Origin of the sequence: Paraburkholderia acidisoli, from assembly GCF_009789675.1 — a bacterium.
GTDB classification, from domain to species: domain Bacteria; phylum Pseudomonadota; class Gammaproteobacteria; order Burkholderiales; family Burkholderiaceae; genus Paraburkholderia; species Paraburkholderia acidisoli.
Genome location: NZ_CP046915.1, coordinates 742,112 through 760,271, shown reverse-complemented (window position 1 = coordinate 760,271; position 18,160 = coordinate 742,112). Strand labels below are relative to the sequence as shown.

Genomic DNA, 18,160 nt, shown 5'->3' with positions numbered 1-18,160 from the left:
GCACGTGCATCAGTCGCGCGGCGGCGCGCCCAGCGGAAACAGCGGCCGGAACGGCCGCGCTTCTTCCACGGCGCGCGCGAACGACGGTCGCGCCAGCAGGCGCTCACGATAGGCGCGCAATGCGGGCTTGTCCTCGCCGATCGGCACGACCCAGTCCGCGTAGAACAACGAAGGTGCCGCCGCGCAGTCCGCCAGCGTGAAGTCGGGGCCGTGCGCCCACGTGCGATCGGCGAGATGCGACTCGAGCCACGCGTAGGCGCGTTCGAGTTTTTCAGCCGCGTAGGCGAGACCTTCCGCACGGCGGGCCGCATCGCCCGTCAACGCGCCGTCCACCGCGCGTTGCATCGGCGACATCACATGCAAGTCGAAGAAGCGGTCGAGAAAGCGCACGTCGAGCGTGGCGAGGCGCAGCGTGGGATCGTCGGGCAAGAGCCGCACCGGACCGGGATACGCAATCTGCAGGTACTCGATGATGATGCTCGACTCCGCGAGCGTGCGGTCGCCGTCCACGAGCACCGGAAACTTGCGCAACGGCCAGTGACGCACGAACTCGGCGCCATGCTCGGGATATTCGGGTCCAAGCGTGCGAAACTCGAAGGGCGTGTCGTTTTCGTAGAGCGCGACGAGCACCTTCTGCGTGTACGACGAGAACGGGTGACCGTAGAGGACGAGGGACATGTTCGGCTCGCTGGGGATGGCGAATGGCTCAACCATGCACCGGGCGCGCGGGAAAGGCAAGTTGACTGGCGCGAATGAACGTCGCTCGCATGCACTCGAAGTGCCATCGCACGAGCCCATGAAAAAAACCCGCGAAGCCAATGGCTTTCGCGGGTTTTTTCTTCGGCAAGGTCTTGAACGCTTGCCGGAATTCACTTTGGTGCCGACGGCGAGACTCGAACTCGCACAGCTTTCGCCACTACCCCCTCAAGATAGCGTGTCTACCAATTTCACCACGTCGGCACTGCAAGCAATACGGGCATCTGAAACCCGCACTGCGGCAACTTTATCAACCAGGGCTGGGGCAGTGAGAGCGCTGCACCGTTTCACGCCAAGGCTTGAAGGAGCGGAATTCTATCGGGACTTTTCGGATTTTTGAAGCCCCTGTGGTAAAAAAATTTTCGCTGTCGCTTTCTCGTCGGTGCAAGCCGATCACTACGTCAACGCGCTCGCGCTTTGGAAACCGTCTTGCGTGCCGGCTTTTTCGCGGCCAACGCGCGTTTGACGGGCGCACGCTCGCGCTTCGCTTCGGCGTATTCGCGGATCGTGTCGATCAATGCACGCAACCCCGCCGGCACGTGACGCCGCCCCGGATAGTAGAGGCACAGGCCGTCGAGCGGTGGCGTCCAGTCTTCGAGCACGCGCACGAGTGTGCCCGCCCGCAGGTCGGCGTTCACGTTCCATTCGGTGAGGTAAGTGAGCCCGAGCCCGGCGCGCGCCGCTTCCAGCATGAGATTCGGTTCGTCGAGCGTGATCGCGCCTGCGCCGTCGATACGCACGGTCTGGCCGCGCCGCTCGAACTCCCACTGATAGATCTGACCGCTCGGCATGCGGCTGCGGATGCAGCGGTGCGCCTTGAGATCGGCGGGCGTGCGCGGCTTCGCATGACGTGCGAAATAATCGGGACTCCCAACCACGGCGAAACGCTGCCGGTCGCCGAACGGCACCGCGATCATGTCCTGCGGCACAACTTCGGCGAGACGAATGCCCGCGTCGAAACCTTCCACCACGATGTCGATGAGGCGCCCTTCGGTCACGAGGTCGAGTTGCATTTGCGGATGCCGTTGCAAAAATGCGATCAGCACCGGCATGACCTGACGCGCCGCGCCCACCGACGAATTGATGCGCAGCGTGCCCGAAGGCGTTTGCGCGAGACTGCCCGCCTGCTCCAGCGCCTCGCGAATCGTGGCGAGCGCAGGCGACACATTCGCCACGAACTGCGCACCCGCCTCCGTGAGCGACACGCTGCGCGTGGTGCGATGAAAGAGCCGCACGCCCATGCGCGCCTCGAGCGCCGCCACCGAGTGACTGAGCGCCGAAGTCGACACGCTCAACTCGTCGGCGGCGGCGCGAAAGCCGCGGCGGCGCGCCACCGCCAGCACCGCTTCGAGTTCCAGCAAGCCCGAGGTTTTCATTGTTCGAAATCGCTCAACAGGACATCCCGCATTGTACGGCTAGTCAACGCAATCGAGCGGCTCTATCGTGGCGCCGTGATCCACGCTTTTTCGGAGCAGCCATGCACGACATCGACACGATTTATCTCGACGGCGCCTTCGTCACGCCCCACGGCAACGAACCGTACAACCTCTTCAATCCCGCCACCGAGGCCGTGATCGGCCGCGTGCGCCTCGCCGACGCCGAGGACGCGAACGCCGCCGTCGCCGCCGCGAAACGCGCGTTTCCCGCATTCTCGCGCACCGGAAAAGGCGAGCGCACCGAGATGCTGCGGTGTTTGCACGCGGCCGTGCTCGCACGCGAAGACGATCTGTTCGAAGCCATCGTGGAGGAATACGGCGCGCCCGTTTCGCGCGGGCGCTGGATGGCGCAGCACGCGGCCAACGTGCTGCGCGACGCGGCCGACGTGCTCGACACTTACCCGTTCACACGCCGCGCGGGCAGCGCCGAGGTCACGATGCAACCGCTCGGCGTAGCGGGCCTCATCACACCCTGGAACAGCAACGCGGGCTTCATCTGCGGCAAGCTTGCGGCCGCGCTCGCGGCGGGCTGCACCGCCGTGATCAAGCCGAGCGAAATGAGCGCCCTGCAAACCCGCGTCGTGACCGAAGCCCTGCATGCCGCGGGCTTGCCGCCGGGTGTCTTCAACATCGTCACGGGGCGCGGCGACACCGTGGGTGCGCGCCTCGCCGAACATCCCGACGTCGCCAAGCTCTCGTTCACGGGTTCGACCGCCGTCGGCAAGACCATCCTGCGCACGGCCGCCGAAACGCTCAAGCGCGTGACGCTCGAACTCGGCGGCAAGTCGCCGGTGCTCGTGCTCGACGACGCGAATTTCGCCGATGCCGTGCCGCTCGCGTTGCAGGCCGGCTTCATGAACAGCGGTCAGGCGTGCATCGCGGGCACGCGCATTCTCGTGCCAGAGGCGCGGCTCGCGGAGTTCGAGGCCCGCATTGTCGAGGCAACAGGCGAGATTCACGCGGGCGATCCGCGCGATGCGCGCACGACCGTCGGGCCGATGGTGAGCCGCCAGCAATGGGAGCGCGTACAGCGCTATATTCGCCTCGGCATGGAGGAAGGCGCGCGCCTGATCGCGGGCGGTCCCGGTCGTCCCGCCGGCGTCGCGCGAGGCTGGTTCGTGCGGCCCACGGTGTTCAGCGGCGTGCGCAACGACATGACGATCGCGCGCGAGGAAATCTTCGGGCCGGTGCTGTCGATCATCGCGTATCGCGACACCCGTCACGCCATCGAGATCGCCAACGACACGCCCTATGGCTTGCAGGCTTACGTGCTTTCCGCCGATACGGCGCGCGCCCGCGGCGTGGCCGCGCAGATCGAGGCGGGCCGCGTGCTCGTCAACACGCTCGCGCACGAACCGGCCGCGCCGTTCGGCGGCTTCAAGCAATCGGGCATCGGCCGTGAATACGGCACCTATGGGCTCGAAGCGTTTCTCGAACCGAAGTCGACGCTCGGCGTGCTGTAAACGAGCATGCCCCGCCAGGCGGAACCCGGCGGGGCATGCTATGGACCACGAACGATGGCGATGCGCTACCTCGCCAAACTTGCCTAGAACGTTTCCCAGTCGTTGTCCGAGGTCGCGGCCACAGCGGCGGCCGGCTCGCGGCGTTCGACCCTGGGCGCGGCCACGGAAGCCGGCGCCCGGCGCGGCGCGGGACGCCGCGCGGGCTTCGCGGCAGCGCGCTGGATCGCCGCGCTCGCCACGGTCTGCGCGAACGCCGGCGCGCTGCTCTTCGCGGTTGCGTTGCCGATGTTGAACACCGAGACCAGTTCGCGCAAGGCGCCCGCCTGCGACGACATCGACTGCGCCGCCGCCGAGGCCTGCTCGACCAGCGCCGCGTTCTGCTGCGTGACTTCGTCCATCTGCGTGACGGCCGTGTTGACCTGTTCGATGCCGGTGCGCTGTTCGCCCGAGGCCGCCGAAATCTCGTTCATCAGGTCCGCCACGCGCTTGACCGAATGCACGATCTCGCTCATGGTGCGGCCCGCGTCGTCCACGAGCGCCGTGCCGTTGTTCACGCGATCGACCGACACGGTGATGAGATCCTTGATCTCCTTCGCCGCCGTCGCGCTGCGCTGCGCGAGCGTGCGCACTTCGCCGGCCACGACCGCGAAGCCGCGGCCCTGTTCGCCCGCGCGCGCCGCTTCCACGGCTGCGTTGAGCGCGAGAATATTGGTCTGGAATGCAATGCCTTCGATCACCGAGATGATCTGCGCGACCTGCTCCGAGCTATGCGAGATGTCGCGCATCGTGTCGACCACGCGGCCCACCACGTCGCCGCCGCGCGTGGCCGTTTGCGACGCCTGGCCCGCGAGCGTGTTGCCTTGCGTGGCGTTGTCGGCGTTCTGCTTGACGGTGGCCGTCAGCTCTTCCATGCTCGCCGCCGTTTCCTCGAGCGACGCCGCCTGTTCCTCGGTGCGCTGGCTCAGGTCGGTGTTGCCCGCGGCGATTTCCGCGGCGGCCGTGGCGATGCCTTCGCTGCTCGTGCGCACGCGGCCCACGAGATCGACGAGACGTTCGTTCATGTGGCGCAACGCGGCCAGCAACTGGCTCGCTTCGTCGCGGCCCTGCACCTCGATCTGCGTGGTGAGGTCGCCGCGCGCGACCGTTTCCGCCACTTCCACGGCGCGGGCCATGGGACCCGTGATCGAGCGCGTGATGAAGAACGCGAGCACCGCGCCAAAGCCGATGGCGATCACGGTCAGCACGGCGATCCACGCGAAGGCCGCTTGATACGCGCCCTTCGCCTCGGCGACCTGCGCCGTCGAGCCCGCGTGATTGAGCGCGACGTCCTGCTTGATGAGATCGAGCGCGACCTGGAACGATTGTGCCGATGCGGTCGTGACCGCCACGCGCTGTTCCGCCGAATTCACGTCGGCCGAATTGGCGAGCGCTTCCACTTTCCTGTCGTCGTCGAGATAGTGCTGCCACGCCACGCCGAGGTCGTCGAAGAGCTTGCGTTCTTCCGGCGACGACACCAACTTCGCATAGCCGTCGAGCGCCGCGCCGAACTGCTTGACCGATTGTTCGTGCTGCTCGTGCAGCTTGGCCTGATCCGGCCCGTTACCCACGATGATCATGCGCAGCGACGCGCGGCGCACGTCGTCGGCGAGACCATGAAGATTGCCGAGCGCTTCCACGCTGGGTAGCCAGTTTTGCGCGATTTCCGTGGTGCCGCCGAAAATGCGCGACGCCTGAATAAGTCCGATACCGCCAACGGCGCCCAGCAACAGCAGCACCATGGCAAACGCCGCGCCGAGGCGCGGACCAATTTTGAGTCGAGTGAGAAAGGACATGAGAACGCCGCAGTGAGGGATCGACTGTATTTCGACCGCGACGCCAAAAAATTAAGGCAATGTAGCAATAATTACACGGCGTAAGCGGCGGGCCGGCTTACGTGTGTCTTAGCGTTTTGCCCCTGGTTTTAAGGGGTTTTCAGCAGACTTTTAAATCAAGCGAATTCACTAATTCATCTCATGCAATGACGCTGTACGCTTCGACGCAACGCTTTGCATTCGGCGATAACTCACTCGTCTCGCCCGGCAATTCACTGCGCATCTCACTCGCGCATTCACTGCGTCATTCATTTCGCAACTCACTCGACCCATCGCAGCGCTGAAGTGCCGGGCATACGAAGGATGCCCAGTGAGTTGCCGGACTCGCCTCGCTCACGCCCTCGTCGCGAACGAGACGGGATTTCACGCCGCAGACTCAAGCCATCGCATCGACCCGGAACGCCGCCACCAGGTCCTTGAGGCTGCCCGCCTGATCGGCCATGGCCTGCGACGCGGCGCTCGCCTGCTCGACCAGCGCCGCATTCTGCTGCGTGACCTGATCGAGCTGCGTGACGGCCACGTTGACCTGGCTGATGCCGCGGCTTTGTTCCGTCGACGCCGCGGCGATCTCGCCCATCAGATCGTTCACGCGCTTCACGGCACCCACGATCTCGTCCATCTTCTTGCCCGCGTCGTTGACGAGCGTGACGCCGCTCGCGACGTGCGCGCCCGAGTTGCCGATCAGCTCGCGAATTTCGCGCGCGGCGGCCGCGCTGCGTTGCGCGAGCGTGCGCACTTCGCTCGCGACCACCGCGAAGCCGCGCCCCTGCTCGCCCGCGCGCGCCGCTTCCACGGCCGCGTTGAGCGCGAGAATGTTGGTCTGGAACGCAATGCTTTCGATCATCGCGATGATCTCGGAGACCTCGGTCGAACTCGACGAGATATCGCGCATGGTCTCCACCGCTTGCGACACCACCGCGCCGCCCGCGCGCGCGGACTCCGAAGCGATCGAGGCGAGCACCTGGCCCTGCGTGGCGTTCTCGCTGTTCTGGCCCACCACGGCGGTCAGTTGCTCCATGCTCGCCGCCGTCTCTTCGAGCGAAGCCGCCTGTTCCTCGGTGCGCTGCGAGAGGTCGGTGTTGCCCGTCGACAATTGCCCCGCCGCCGAGGCGATCGATTCCGCCGACTGCTTGATCGTGGCGACCATCTCCGACAAGCGCATGCGCATGGTTTCGAGCGATGCCATCAAGCTCGTGCTGTCGTTGGCCGCCACGGTGGCGCGCGCCGCGAGATTGCCCGCCGCGATTTCGCTCGCGATGCGCTGCGCTTCGGCCGGTTCGCCGCCGAGCTGGCGCAGGATGCTGCGCCGGATCATCACGCCCGCGCACAACGCGGCCACGAGCGAGGCGGCCACGACTACCGCGATCGTCGCTTTCAGCGCCGTGTAGGTGGAGGCGGCCGCTTCGGCCAGCGTGGCGCTGTCTTTTTCCTCGAACGCCGCGAGCGCCTTGGCGTCGTTCATCCAGGCACGCTGCGGCGCGCGCACGTCGTCGACCAGCGTTCTCGTGGCCGAGGCGGCGTCGTTGGCCAGCGCGAATTGCAGCGCGCGAGCGATGAGCGGCCCAACTTTGGCGTCGTCGTCGCGCAACGCGGCCACGAGCGAGCGCTCTTCGTCCGACGACGTGGGATCGTCGTGGATCATGGCCGCGAGATGCGTGTAGGCCTCGGCGTAGCGCGCCTTCTCCGTCTCGATCAGCTTGAGTTGCCCGGCAATGTCGTCCTTGTCCTGCTCCATCACGACATTTCTCGCCGATACCGCGCGCTGCAGGATGCTGTTGAGCATCGTGCTGGCGAGCCGCGCCTCGACGTCGTTGACTTCGGTGATCACGTTGACCCGCGCATGCAGCTGATGCAGCCCATACACGGACAAGCCCGACACGAGCACCAGCAGGATCGTGAGCAGGCCGAAACCCAGCGACAGTTTGGTGGAAATCTTCAAATCGTTCATACAGCCTCGAGAGGTGGTCTTTTGCAATCCCGCATCGCTCGCGATGCAGATCGTTGCCCACCCGGTGGTGCGAGCAACGGTCTCCTCTCATGCCACGAACCCTGTTCCCGACGCCCAGGCGGCCGGCCTGTGCCGGTTTGCTGGCGCGGTGCGCGTCGTCGCGCGCCCTGTTCTTCGTTCGCTTAATAACGACACGAATCCAAACATCTGAAGAATAGAACGGCCGCGTGAACGAATTATTTTTCATAGGTTCGACGCAAAGGGCCGGATGCCGAACCGGCCAAAACTTGACCGGTTTGCGACATCCAATGGCCGGACGCAAGCGCGCCACTCCCGTATCCTTTCCGCCGCCAGACGCAAGAATGATTCGCATTTACAACCATATTCACAAGAATAACGACTCGAGGAAAACCGATGCGCACCCATCAACGACTCACGACCCTGCATCGCGCCGCGATGCTGGTCTGGCTGGCCGCGGCCGCCGGCGCCCACGCCCAGACGACGGCGAGCGGCACGACGGCCGCCGACGCGGCGACCGGCACTGGCGCGACCCTCGCGCCCGTGGCCGTCACAGCGCCGCGCGAAGACACCTCCGGCGTGGACGGCTACGTGGCCAAACGCAGCGTGGCAGGCGCCAAGACCGACACGCCGGTGACGGAAATTCCGCAGTCGGTCTCCACGGTCACGCGCGACCAGATGGACGCCTATGCCGCGCAAACCGTCGACGCCGCGATCCGCTACGTGCCGGGCGTGGTCTCGCAGGACAACGATCTGCGCTTCGATCAGGTCACCTCGCGCGGCTTCAATCTCGGCGACGACTCGTATCTCGACGGCATGCGCCTGTTGCGCACGACGTGGTACGCCACGCCGCGCATCGACCCGTATTTCCTCGATCGTATCGACGTGGTGCGCGGCCCCGTTTCCGTGCTGTACGGCCAGAGCAGTCCGGGCGGCGCCTTGCTTATGACGAGCAAGCTGCCGACGGCTTACCCGTTCCACGAAGTGCAGATGCAGATCGGCAGCGACAACCGCTATCAGGGCATGTTCGATCTGTCCGGCCCCGTCGACCAGAACGGCACGATCCTGTATCGCGTGACGGGCCTCGCGCGCGACGCCGACTCGCAAACCGATCACGTGAAGGAGCAGCGCCTCGCCATCGCGCCTTCCGTGACGTTCCGCCCCGACCGCAACACGACGTTCACGCTGCTCGGCAGCTATCAGTACGATCCGCAGGGCGGCCTGTTCAATCCGGTGCCCGCCGCGGGCACGGTCCTGCCGAACATCAACGGCACGATTTCCTCGCACGACTATCTCGGCAATCCGGCCACGGACCGCTTCAAGCGCACGCAGCTCACCCTTGGCTATCTGTTCGAGCACGCGTTCAGCGACGCCTGGAAGTTCCGCCAGAACGCGCGCTATCTGCATCAGGACATCCAGTTCTACCAGAACTCGATTTTCGGCAGCCTCGCCGACGACCAGCGCACGGCCGGCCTCTACACGAACAACAACGACGAGCATCTCGCCAACTACACGCTCGACAACCAGCTCGAAGGCAAATTCGACACGGGCGCGCTCAATCACACCGTGCTGTTCGGCTTCGACGTGCAGCGCGTGACCAACCGCATCAGCCGCGGTTACGGGCTCGGCACCATCGACATTTTCGCGCCCGACTACAGCGCCATTCCGTACGTGGTGGACACCACGAAGGAATACATCGGGCAGACGGATCTCGGCCTCTACGCGCAAGACCAGATTCGCTACGGCGGCTGGACGCTCACGCTCGGCGGCCGCCAAGACTGGGCCTACAACACCGATACCACCGACGGCGTGCAGACGCGCAGCCATCAGCATGCGTTCACCTGGCGCGCGGGTCTCTCGTACGAGTTCCAGACGGGCATCGCGCCTTACGCGAGCTTCGCGAAATCGTTCCAGCCCTACGCGGGCAGCACGTTCGACGGCACGCCGTTCCAGCCCACGCGCGGCAAGCAATACGAAGTGGGCGTGAAGTATCAGCCGAAGGGCTATAACGCGCTCTTCACGCTCGCCGCGTTCGACCTGCGCCAGACCAACGTCGAAACGCTCGACGACGATCACCCCGGTTTCACGAAGCAGACCGGCGAGATCCGCTCGCGCGGCTTCGAGGCGGAAGCGCGCATGGGCCTCGCGGAAGGGCTCAATGTGATCGCGTCGTATGCGTACCTGAACCAGACGGTGATCTCGGCCGCCGCCGACGACCCTTCGCTCGGCAAGACGCCGCCCACGGGCGAGCCGGTCAACATGGCCTCGCTGTGGCTCGACTACACGCTGCAGCGCGGCGGCCTGCGCGGGCTCGGCTTTGGCGGCGGGGTGCGGTATATCGGCGCATCGGCGGGCGACGACGCGAACACGTTCAAGGTGCCGAGCCACTTCCTTGTGGACGCAACGGTCCATTACGACGTGCGCAACTGGCGCTTCGCGATCAACGCCAACAACATTTTCAATCGCCAGTACATCGCTTACTGCAACAGCAGCACGCAGTGCTACTACGGCTCCGACCGCTCGGTGATCGGCACGGCTCGGTATCAGTGGTAAGACGGGTTCCGCCGGTTTCGACCGAGGCGGACCGCCGAGGGGGACCGCCGAGGGGGCCCGCCGAGGGGGACCGCCGAGGGGCCGCCTGATTTAAGTGTTTCCCGATAAGTGCCGTTAACGCATTTTTACGGGGAAATCATCATGGAAAGCGGCAAAAATGACCGCGATTTCGCGCTGTTGGCGGTCGTGGTTGCCACGTTCGTCGTGTTCGGGATCGTGTGGAAGAGTTCGTCGACGTTCGGGCTCGATCTCGTCACCGGCCTCAAGGTCCTCACGGGCCTTGCGATCACCGCTTTCCTCGCGCGCATCTCGCGCATGCAAGGCGGCGCCGGCGCGTTCGCGTTCGGCAAGGTCTGGCCGGTGCTGCTCGGTCTGGTGTGGATTTCCACGTGGCCGGCCTTCGACTACTGGGCGGCCGGCGTCGACTACTTCTCGTCGAATTCGGTCTCGTTCGCCGAGGACGGCACCGGCGGCGGCCTCTGGTGGGATGCGTGGTACACGCAGATGTTCGGCCTCGCGGCTCTCGTGGGCGGCGGTTACACGCTGCGCAAGCTGCTGCGCCCGCGTTACTGATTCCATGCTCGATGGCGGCGCCACGCGGGGGCGGCGCTCGCTGTTTTGCGCTTAGCTCACTGGCAGTCGTCGTCGTCCGCGATGCGCTCCACGCCCCAGCTGCCGGTGAGCGTGCGCTGCGTGCCGTCGCTGTAGGGCACGAGCTTGCTCCAGTTGCCCGAGCCCACGTTCGGCACGAAGCGCCCCGTGAGTTGCGCGCCGCTCGCCGTCGCACTGCCTGCCGCGAGCGTGCCGTCGGCGTTCAGCACGCCGCCCACCGCGAACACCTCGCCCGTGACCGCCGACTGCGCCTTGCCGGTCAGCGCGCCGTCGCCCGACGCCACGCTCACGCGCAGAAAACCGCGGTCGTTCGGGCCGTCATACTGGCCCTGGTAGTCGCCCGCTATCGCACAGACGACCGGCGCGGCCTGTGCCGCGGTTGCCGCCTGAAAGATCGCCGCCATGCCTGCTGCGGCCAGCATCGCTGTTTTCACCACGTGTTCTCCTTCGAATTCGGATATCCCGGCTAACGGCCGCCATCGTCCTTTTCCATCGGCCATTGCTGGAACCTCGCCGCAACGCGCGTGCGCGCTGCCCGATGGTTCGTTCAAGCGTGTTCGACAAAAACTGGCGTCACGCGGCGCCCGTTTCCATCTGCCGCAAGTCGATGCCGGTCCACACGCCCGCCGCGCACAGCTCGCGGATCAACTCGCAAATCGTGTCGCGCACCGCCAGCGAGGCCGAACTGACCGGCAACGAATTCGGCCAGCACAAACTCGCGGGCCGCCGGATCATCGGGTCCACGAGGCGGCGCATGCGAGGCCGGTCCGCCGGCGCGCGCAGCGCCACGGCCGAAGCGGGCAAGATCGTGCACGCCGCGCCCGATTGTGCGACCGAGAGCAGCGTGGGCAAGGAGTCGATATCGGCAATGATGTTCAGCGGCACCTGCTCGCGCGCGAACACGCGTTCGAGCAGCACGCGCAGGCCGTTGGACGCGCCGGGCGCGACCAGCGGCACGTCGGCGAGCACCGGCAACGGGCAGGTTTTGGCTCGCTCGGACACGCGCTTGCCGAGGTCGCCGAGCAGATACAGCTCCTCGTCCAGCACCGGCATGGCGGAAATGCCCGCGGTATTGGTTTCGCGAAACAGAATGCCGATATCGAGGCGGCCGTTCGCGAGCAACTCGTTGAGGTAACCGCTCATGCTTTCGAAGAATTGCAGGCGAATGCCCGGATACCGCAAGCGCACGCGCTCGAACAACGGCATGGCGAGCACCGACGACATGGTGGTGGGAAAGCCCACCGCCACCGTGCCCGACTCGGCGCCCACGCCTTCGCGCACTTCCTGGCGCAGCTGCTCCATCTGATGCAGCACGAGCCGCGCATGCCGGTACATGGCCTGGCCGGCCGCCGTGGGCTTCACGCCTTGCGAACTGCGCACGAGCAACGGCACGCCCACGTCGCTTTCGAGCCGGGCGATCTGCTGGCTCAACGAAGGTTGCGCGACGAACAGCTTTTCCGCCGCTTTGCCGAGGCTGCCGTAATCGACGATGTTGACGAAATAGCGCAGCTGCCGGATATCCACGCACCGATCCCCGCAATGACGAAAGGCATAGGATACGCCTATGGCCATCACAAGCAATCGATATTTCCGCGCGCGTGGTGGTTAGCCTAAAGTCGCCCTATTCCTATTCGAACGCACGGCAGACAACCGGCCCCGGAGACAATCGTGACTCACGCATCGACTCACTCCACCAGCGATCTGGCGCGCGCGCCGCAACAGGCCACGCAGCCAACCTCGCAAACCGTTCGCGACATCATTACCCTCACGCCCGCCATCGCGCTCAGCGCGACGCTGGACCGGCCCGATCGTCCGGACCTGGGCGACGCGTTGCCGCCCATCTGGCACTGGCTCTACTTCTGGTCGATTGCCGCGCAAGCCGAACTCGGCGCGGACGGGCACCCGCAAAAAGGCGGCTTTCTTCCCGACCTCAATTTGCCCCGGCGCATGGCCGCAGGCGGCCGCATGACCTTCCTGAAACCGTTGCGCATCGGTGCGAATGCCGAGCGTAGTTCGCGCGTGCTCGCCGTCAATGAAAAGGCGGGCCGCAGCGGGCGGCTCGCGTTCGTGACGGTGGAGCACGCCATTCATGCCGAAGGCGACCTCGTGATTCGCGAGGAGCAGGACATCGTCTATCGCGAACCCGCGCAGCCTGGCCAGCCGCAGCCCGCGCCCACCGCCGCACCCACTGGCGAGGACTGGGCCCACGCCGTGACGCCGACCGAGGCGCTGCTGTTCCGCTATTCGGCGCTCACCTTCAACGGCCATCGCATTCACTACGACCACGACTACGCGCGCAATGTGGAGGGCTATCCCAATCTCGTCGTGCACGGCCCGCTCATTGCCACGCTGCTCCTCGAAAGCGTGGCGCGCTTCGTGCCGAACGCCGTGGTCGAGATGTATGCGTACAAGGCCATCCGCCCCACGTTCCTCGGCAACGCCTTCACCGTGTGCGGCCGCGTGTCGCCCGACGGCAAGTCCGTCGACCTCTGGGCCAAAGATCACGAAGGCTGGCTGACCATGTCCGCGCACGCCGCGCTCGCCTGAACCATCCGCTGACTCCGCTTACGAGAACTCACTCCGCCATGACTCACTCGACCGATCCGTATCAAGACATCCGCGAAGCCGTGCGTGACTTGTGCAGCCAGTTTCCCGACGAATACTTCCGCAAGATCGACGAAGCGCGCGGCTATCCCGAAGCGTTCGTCGATGCGCTCACCAAGGCCGGCTGGCTCGCGGCGCTCATTCCGCAGGAGTACGGCGGCTCGGGGCTCGGGCTGACGGAAGCCTCGGTCATCATGGAAGAGATCAACCGCAGCGGCGGCAATTCGGGCGCGTGCCACGGGCAGATGTACAACATGGGTACGCTGCTGCGTCACGGTTCCGCCGCGCAGAAGGACCGCTATTTGCCGAAGATCGCTTCGGGCGAGTTGCGGTTGCAGTCGATGGGCGTGACCGAGCCCACCACCGGCACCGACACCACGAAGATCAAGACGACCGCCGTGCGCAAGGGCGACCGCTATGTCATCAACGGTCAGAAGGTGTGGATCTCGCGCGTGCAGCATTCGGACCTGATGATTCTGCTCGCGCGCACGACGCCGCTCGCGGAGGTGACGAAGAAAAGCGAAGGCATGTCGATCTTTATCGTCGATCTGCGCGAGGCCATCGGCAAGGGCATGACGGTGCAGCCGATCCTCAACATGGTCAATCACGAAACCAACGAGCTGTTTTTCGACAACCTCGAGATTCCCGCGGAAAACCTCATCGGCGAGGAAGGCAAGGGCTTCAAGTACATTCTCGACGGCCTCAATGCGGAGCGCACGCTCATCGCGGCCGAGTGTATCGGCGACGGCTACTGGTTCGTCGACCGGGTCTCCGCGTACGTGAAGGACCGCGTCGTATTCGGCCGCCCGATCGGCCAGAACCAGGGCGTGCAATTTCCCATCGCGCGCTCGTACGTCAACGTGGAAGCCGCGAGCCTCATGCGCTTCGAGGCCGCGCGCCGCTTCGACGCGCACGAGCCCTGCGGCGCGCAGGCGAACATGGCGAAGCTGCTGGCCGCCGACGCCTCGTGGGAAGCCGCCAACGCGTGCCTGCAATTCCACGGCGGCTTTGGTTTTGCCTGCGAATACGACGTGGAGCGCAAGTTCCGCGAAACGCGCCTGTATCAGGTCGCACCCATCTCGACGAACCTGATTCTCTCGTACGTGGCCGAGCACATTCTCGGCTTGCCGCGCTCCTTCTGAGGGACATCGCCATGGGTTCTCTCGACGGCATCAAGGTCGTCACGTTCGAACACGCGATTGCCGCGCCGTTCTGCACGCGGCAACTCGCCGATCTCGGCGCGCGCGTCATCAAGGTCGAGCGGCCGGGCGTGGGCGATTTCGCGCGCAATTACGACGAACGCGTGCAGGGTCTCGCTTCGCATTTCGTGTGGACCAACCGCTCGAAGGAAAGCATCACGCTCGACGTCAAGCAGGCGCAAGCGCTCGACGTCGTGCATGGCTTGCTCGCCGACGCCGACGTGTTCGTGCAGAATCTCGCGCCCGGCGCGACCCAGCGCCTGGGGCTCGACTTCGAGACCTTGAAGACGCGCTACCCGAAGCTGATCGTGTGCGATATCTCCGGTTACGGGCTGAACGGCCCGTATCGCGACAAGAAAGCCTATGACCTGCTGATTCAAAGCGAATCGGGCTTTCTGAGCATTACGGGTTCGCCCGACGAACCCGCCAAGGCCGGCTGCTCGATCGCGGACATTGCGGCGGGCATGTACGCGTTCACGAATATTCTTTCCGCACTGATCGAACGCGGCAAGACCGGGCGCGGCCGCCATATCGACATTTCCATGCTGGAGAGCATGGTCGAATGGATGGGCTATCCGCTCTATTACGCGATCGACGGCCAGAGCGCGCCGCGACGCGCGAGTGCGTCGCACGCCACGATTTATCCCTATGGCCCGTTCAAGGCCGGCGACGGCAAAGTGGTCATGCTCGGTTTGCAGAACGAACGCGAGTGGGTGAGTTTCTGCGAAACGGTGATTCGGCAACCCGAACTCGCCACGGATGCGCGCTTCTCGGCCAATAGCCGGCGTACGGAAAATCGCACTGAACTGGGCCGCCTGATCGAGCAGGCATTCGCGGAACTCACTGCGGAGCAGGTCATCGAGCGGCTCGAAACCGCGAAGATCGCCAACGCGCATATGAACGATATGCACGCGGTGTGGGAGCATGCGCAACTCAGGGCGCGGGGCCGCTGGGCGAGCGTGGAGACTCCGGCGGGCGAGGTGCCCGCGCTCGTGCCGCCGGGCATGGCGCCGGACAGCGGTTATCGGATGGATGCCGTGCCCGCGTTGGGACAGCATACCGAAAGCATTCTTGCCGAACTCGGTTACGACGCGGAGCGTATCGGTTCGTTAAAAGCGATGGGCGCGGTGTGAGTTTTCGCGGCAAGGCAAAGGCCGGCTCGTTGGGAGTCGGCCTTTTTTATTTGCGTGAGTGAGATCGTGTGAGTGAGTTTCGCCCTGCGCGTCATGGGACAGATCTGGCGGGCCTGCCGGTGCGGCCCACCCGAACCGGCGAGATGCGCTACAGTCCCCGGATCGCCTGGAGAAGCCGATGTCATTACATCTCGATCTTGCTGACATGCGTTTGTTCGTCAACATCGCGGAGAGCAACAGCCTCACGCGCGGCGCCGAGCGCTCCGGCATTTCGCTGCCGGCCGCGAGCCTGCGCGTGAAGAATATCGAAGACGACATTGGCGTGAAGCTGCTCTATCGCGCGAGCACCGGCGTCACGCTCACACCGCCCGGCGACGCGCTGCTGCATCACGCGCGCATCATGCTGCAACAGATGGAACGGCTCAAAGGCGACTTGCAGGCGTATTCGGACGGCGTCAAAGGTCACTTGCGCATTGCCGCGAATACGACCGCCATCACCGAAATGCTGCCCACCGCGTTAAGCCGCTTCCTCGCCACGCATCCCGATGTCGATATCGAACTGCGCGAACGCCTGAGCGGCGACATCGTCAAGGCGGTCAGCGACGGCATGACCGATATCGGCATTGTCGCGGGCAGCGTGTTGACGGAAGGACTCGACGTGTTGCCGTATCGGCAGGACCGCCTGGTGATCGCGGTGGGCGCCGCGCATCCGCTCGCGCAGCAAGAAGCCGTCGATTACCGCGACACGCTCGACTACGACTTCGTCGGCTTGCACGAAGACAGCGCCATTCACGCGTTTTCCGTGCAGGCCGCGCGTGTGCTGAACCGGCCGCTGCGCACGCGCGTACACGTGGGCAACTTCGAGGCGCTGTGCCGGATGATCGAAATGGGCGTGGGCATCGGCATCCTGCCCGAGTTGCCCGCGCGCCGCTATGAAAAGCAAATGGCCATTCGCATTCTCGCGCTCAACGACGAGTGGGCCGAGCGCAATCTGAAGATCTGCACGCGCAGCCTCGAAGCGCTGCCGGGCTTCGCGCGGGCGCTGATCGTGCAACTCACGAACGAGGCGCGATGAAAAACGCCCGCGATAGGCGGGCCTCGCGCTGACCCCCATCAACCGAGCAACAACCCCACCTGCTCCGTCTGCGCCATCGCGGCCAGCCGCGCGAACAAACGCTGCATCTCCGCCTCCGAAGCGCCTTCGCCGAACGCCGCCAGCCGCAAGGCCTTGGCGCGCAACTCCTCGCGCGCCAGCGTATTGCCGGGATCGCCCTTGGGCTCGTCCACGCGCGCGCGTAGCGTGCGCCCGTCGGTGGTCGTGACCGTGACCTTGCCGATCCAGCGCGCCGGATACGCCGCGTCCACTTCCGGGTCCAGTTCCATGCGCACCTTCTCGCAAAACGCGCGCACGCGCGCCTCGCTGAACTGCTGCGCGAACTCGTTCAGGCCCGCGTTGCGATAGAGCGCGATCAGGCCGAGCACCGTGCCCATCGAAAATTTGGCCTGATGCACGGTGCGCGGATCCACCACCGGTCCCAGCACGTCGAGCGCGCCCTGATGCACGTGCGTGGTCACCTGCGCGATGTCGTCGGCGCAAAGCGCGTGCTCCGTCATCACGGCGAGCAGCGCGTCGGCGGCCGGATGCGTGTGGCGGCACGACGCGTGGTACTTGAACGAGGTCTCCGCGAGCGCCCAGCGTTCGCCGAGCCGGTCGGTGAGGCGCGCGGGATCGGCGTCGGTGGACATGCCGGCCGCCATGCCCTGCGCGCCGTCGAAGATGCGCGAGGCACCCGTGAAGCCGTCCTTCGCGAGATAGGCGGCCATCAACCCGTTCGCGGCCGCCTTGGCCGTGTGCAACTGCTTCGAATCGGCCGCGTCGCGCAGAAACTCCCACAGTCCCGCGGCCTGCGTGCCCGCCGAGCCGAACGCATGCAGCATCTGTTCCGCCGATAATTTCAGCATGTGCCCCGCCGTGGCGGCAGCGGCCAGAGTGCCCGCCGTGCCTGTGGTATGAAACACGCGATAGTGCGAGCGGCCGAGAAATTCACCCACGCGGATCCCCACTTCGTAGCCCGCCGCCGCGCCCGCGATCAACGCGCGGCCCGACAGCTTTTCCTGCTGCGCGATGGCGAGCGCGACGGGAAACACCACCGTGGCCGGATGCAGCACGGAGCTGTTGTGCAGGTCGTCCTGTTCCGCGTAGTGCGAGGCCGCCGCGTTGACCATGGCCGCGAAGTACGGCGTGGTGCTGCGCCGCGAGATCAGCACTTCGGCGCGACCGCCCGAATCGCCCGAATCGCCCGAATCGCCGGAATCGACGGAATCGCCCGGGCCGCTCATGCGGCGCGCGAAGGCGTCGATCGCTTCGACCGGCCGTGCGCCCTTGCCCGCCAGCGTCGAGCCGACCCAGTCGAGAAACAGATCCTCGACACGCGAGACCACCGCGTGCGGCAGATCGTCAAACGCCAGCGCCGCTGCGAAGGCGGCCAGTTCCTGTCCGGGATGTGAGGTCACGCGCGTGTCTCCTTGCTCACGAACTGCTCGACGAGCGTCGTGGCGGTTGAATG

14 protein-coding genes and 1 tRNA gene are annotated in these 18,160 nt (G+C 65.5%); 7 read left to right on the top strand and 8 right to left on the bottom strand.

The genetic code is table 11. The annotated features are described in order from the left end of the window. Window positions 1–9: 9 nt before the first annotated feature. From FAZ98_RS25565 to FAZ98_RS25555, 3 genes are all read right to left on the bottom strand, one after another. Window positions 10–678, bottom strand: coding sequence for a glutathione S-transferase family protein (locus FAZ98_RS25565; protein WP_158955286.1), 669 nt, complete (start codon window positions 676–678; stop codon window positions 10–12). Window positions 679–875: 197 nt separating this feature from the next. Next, window positions 876–960 (bottom strand) — tRNA-Leu (locus FAZ98_RS25560). A 197-nt stretch (window positions 961–1,157) separates the two neighbouring features. After that, a complete protein-coding gene (locus tag FAZ98_RS25555; RefSeq protein ID WP_158955284.1) occupies window positions 1,158–2,132 on the bottom strand; it encodes a LysR family transcriptional regulator in 975 nt (324 codons plus the stop codon). Between the two features lie 101 nt (window positions 2,133–2,233). On the opposite strand from FAZ98_RS25555, the gene FAZ98_RS25550 reads away from it, so the two are divergent. Next, complete coding sequence (locus FAZ98_RS25550) at window positions 2,234–3,655, top strand: aldehyde dehydrogenase family protein (RefSeq protein ID WP_158955282.1); 1,422 nt, start codon at window positions 2,234–2,236, stop codon at window positions 3,653–3,655. An 83-nt stretch (window positions 3,656–3,738) separates the two neighbouring features. On the opposite strand, the gene FAZ98_RS25545 is transcribed toward FAZ98_RS25550, so the two are convergent. Next, window positions 3,739–5,487: a methyl-accepting chemotaxis protein gene (locus FAZ98_RS25545; protein WP_158955280.1), complete on the bottom strand. Its 1,749-nt coding sequence runs from the start codon at window positions 5,485–5,487 to the stop codon at window positions 3,739–3,741. Between the two features lie 415 nt (window positions 5,488–5,902). Beyond that, the gene (locus tag FAZ98_RS36105) at window positions 5,903–7,474 is read right to left on the bottom strand and encodes a methyl-accepting chemotaxis protein (RefSeq protein WP_325072546.1); all 1,572 of its coding nucleotides are present in this window, start codon (window positions 7,472–7,474) and stop codon (window positions 5,903–5,905) included. Between the two features lie 414 nt (window positions 7,475–7,888). Here FAZ98_RS36105 and FAZ98_RS25535 point away from each other — a divergent pair, with 414 nt between their 5' ends. After that, a complete protein-coding gene (locus FAZ98_RS25535; RefSeq protein ID WP_158955278.1) occupies window positions 7,889–10,045 on the top strand; it encodes a TonB-dependent siderophore receptor in 2,157 nt (718 codons plus the stop codon). A 141-nt stretch (window positions 10,046–10,186) separates the two neighbouring features. Continuing rightward, window positions 10,187–10,618, top strand: coding sequence for a hypothetical protein (locus tag FAZ98_RS25530; protein ID WP_158955276.1), 432 nt, complete (start codon window positions 10,187–10,189; stop codon window positions 10,616–10,618). A 56-nt stretch (window positions 10,619–10,674) separates the two neighbouring features. Here FAZ98_RS25530 and FAZ98_RS25525 read toward each other — a convergent pair whose 3' ends face one another. Together FAZ98_RS25525 and FAZ98_RS25520 are read right to left on the bottom strand one after the other, a co-directional pair. Next, window positions 10,675–11,091, bottom strand: coding sequence for a hypothetical protein (locus tag FAZ98_RS25525; RefSeq protein WP_158955274.1), 417 nt, complete (start codon window positions 11,089–11,091; stop codon window positions 10,675–10,677). Between the two features lie 139 nt (window positions 11,092–11,230). Beyond that, window positions 11,231–12,181: a LysR substrate-binding domain-containing protein gene (locus FAZ98_RS25520; protein ID WP_158955272.1), complete on the bottom strand. Its 951-nt coding sequence runs from the start codon at window positions 12,179–12,181 to the stop codon at window positions 11,231–11,233. 177 nt (window positions 12,182–12,358) lie between these two features. On the opposite strand from FAZ98_RS25520, the gene FAZ98_RS25515 reads away from it, so the two are divergent. The 4 genes from FAZ98_RS25515 to FAZ98_RS25500 all read left to right on the top strand — a co-directional run bounded on the left by FAZ98_RS25515 (window position 12,359) and on the right by FAZ98_RS25500 (window position 16,668). Continuing rightward, window positions 12,359–13,204 (top strand): FAS1-like dehydratase domain-containing protein, encoded by an 846-nt coding sequence (locus tag FAZ98_RS25515; protein ID WP_158956522.1) that lies wholly within the window; start codon window positions 12,359–12,361, stop codon window positions 13,202–13,204. A gap of 38 nt (window positions 13,205–13,242) precedes the next feature. Continuing rightward, window positions 13,243–14,403, top strand: a complete 1,161-nt coding sequence (locus tag FAZ98_RS25510) for an acyl-CoA dehydrogenase family protein (protein ID WP_158955269.1) — start codon at window positions 13,243–13,245, stop codon at window positions 14,401–14,403. 11 nt (window positions 14,404–14,414) lie between these two features. After that, entirely contained in the window at window positions 14,415–15,593 is a 1,179-nt protein-coding gene (locus FAZ98_RS25505) for a CaiB/BaiF CoA transferase family protein (RefSeq protein WP_158955267.1), read from the top strand. A 178-nt stretch (window positions 15,594–15,771) separates the two neighbouring features. Further along, entirely contained in the window at window positions 15,772–16,668 is an 897-nt protein-coding gene (locus FAZ98_RS25500; protein WP_158955265.1) for a LysR family transcriptional regulator, read from the top strand. A 38-nt stretch (window positions 16,669–16,706) separates the two neighbouring features. On the opposite strand, the gene FAZ98_RS25495 is transcribed toward FAZ98_RS25500, so the two are convergent. Continuing rightward, window positions 16,707–18,107, bottom strand: a complete 1,401-nt coding sequence (locus FAZ98_RS25495) for an MmgE/PrpD family protein (protein ID WP_158955263.1) — start codon at window positions 18,105–18,107, stop codon at window positions 16,707–16,709. Between the last annotated feature and the right edge of the window lie 53 nt (window positions 18,108–18,160).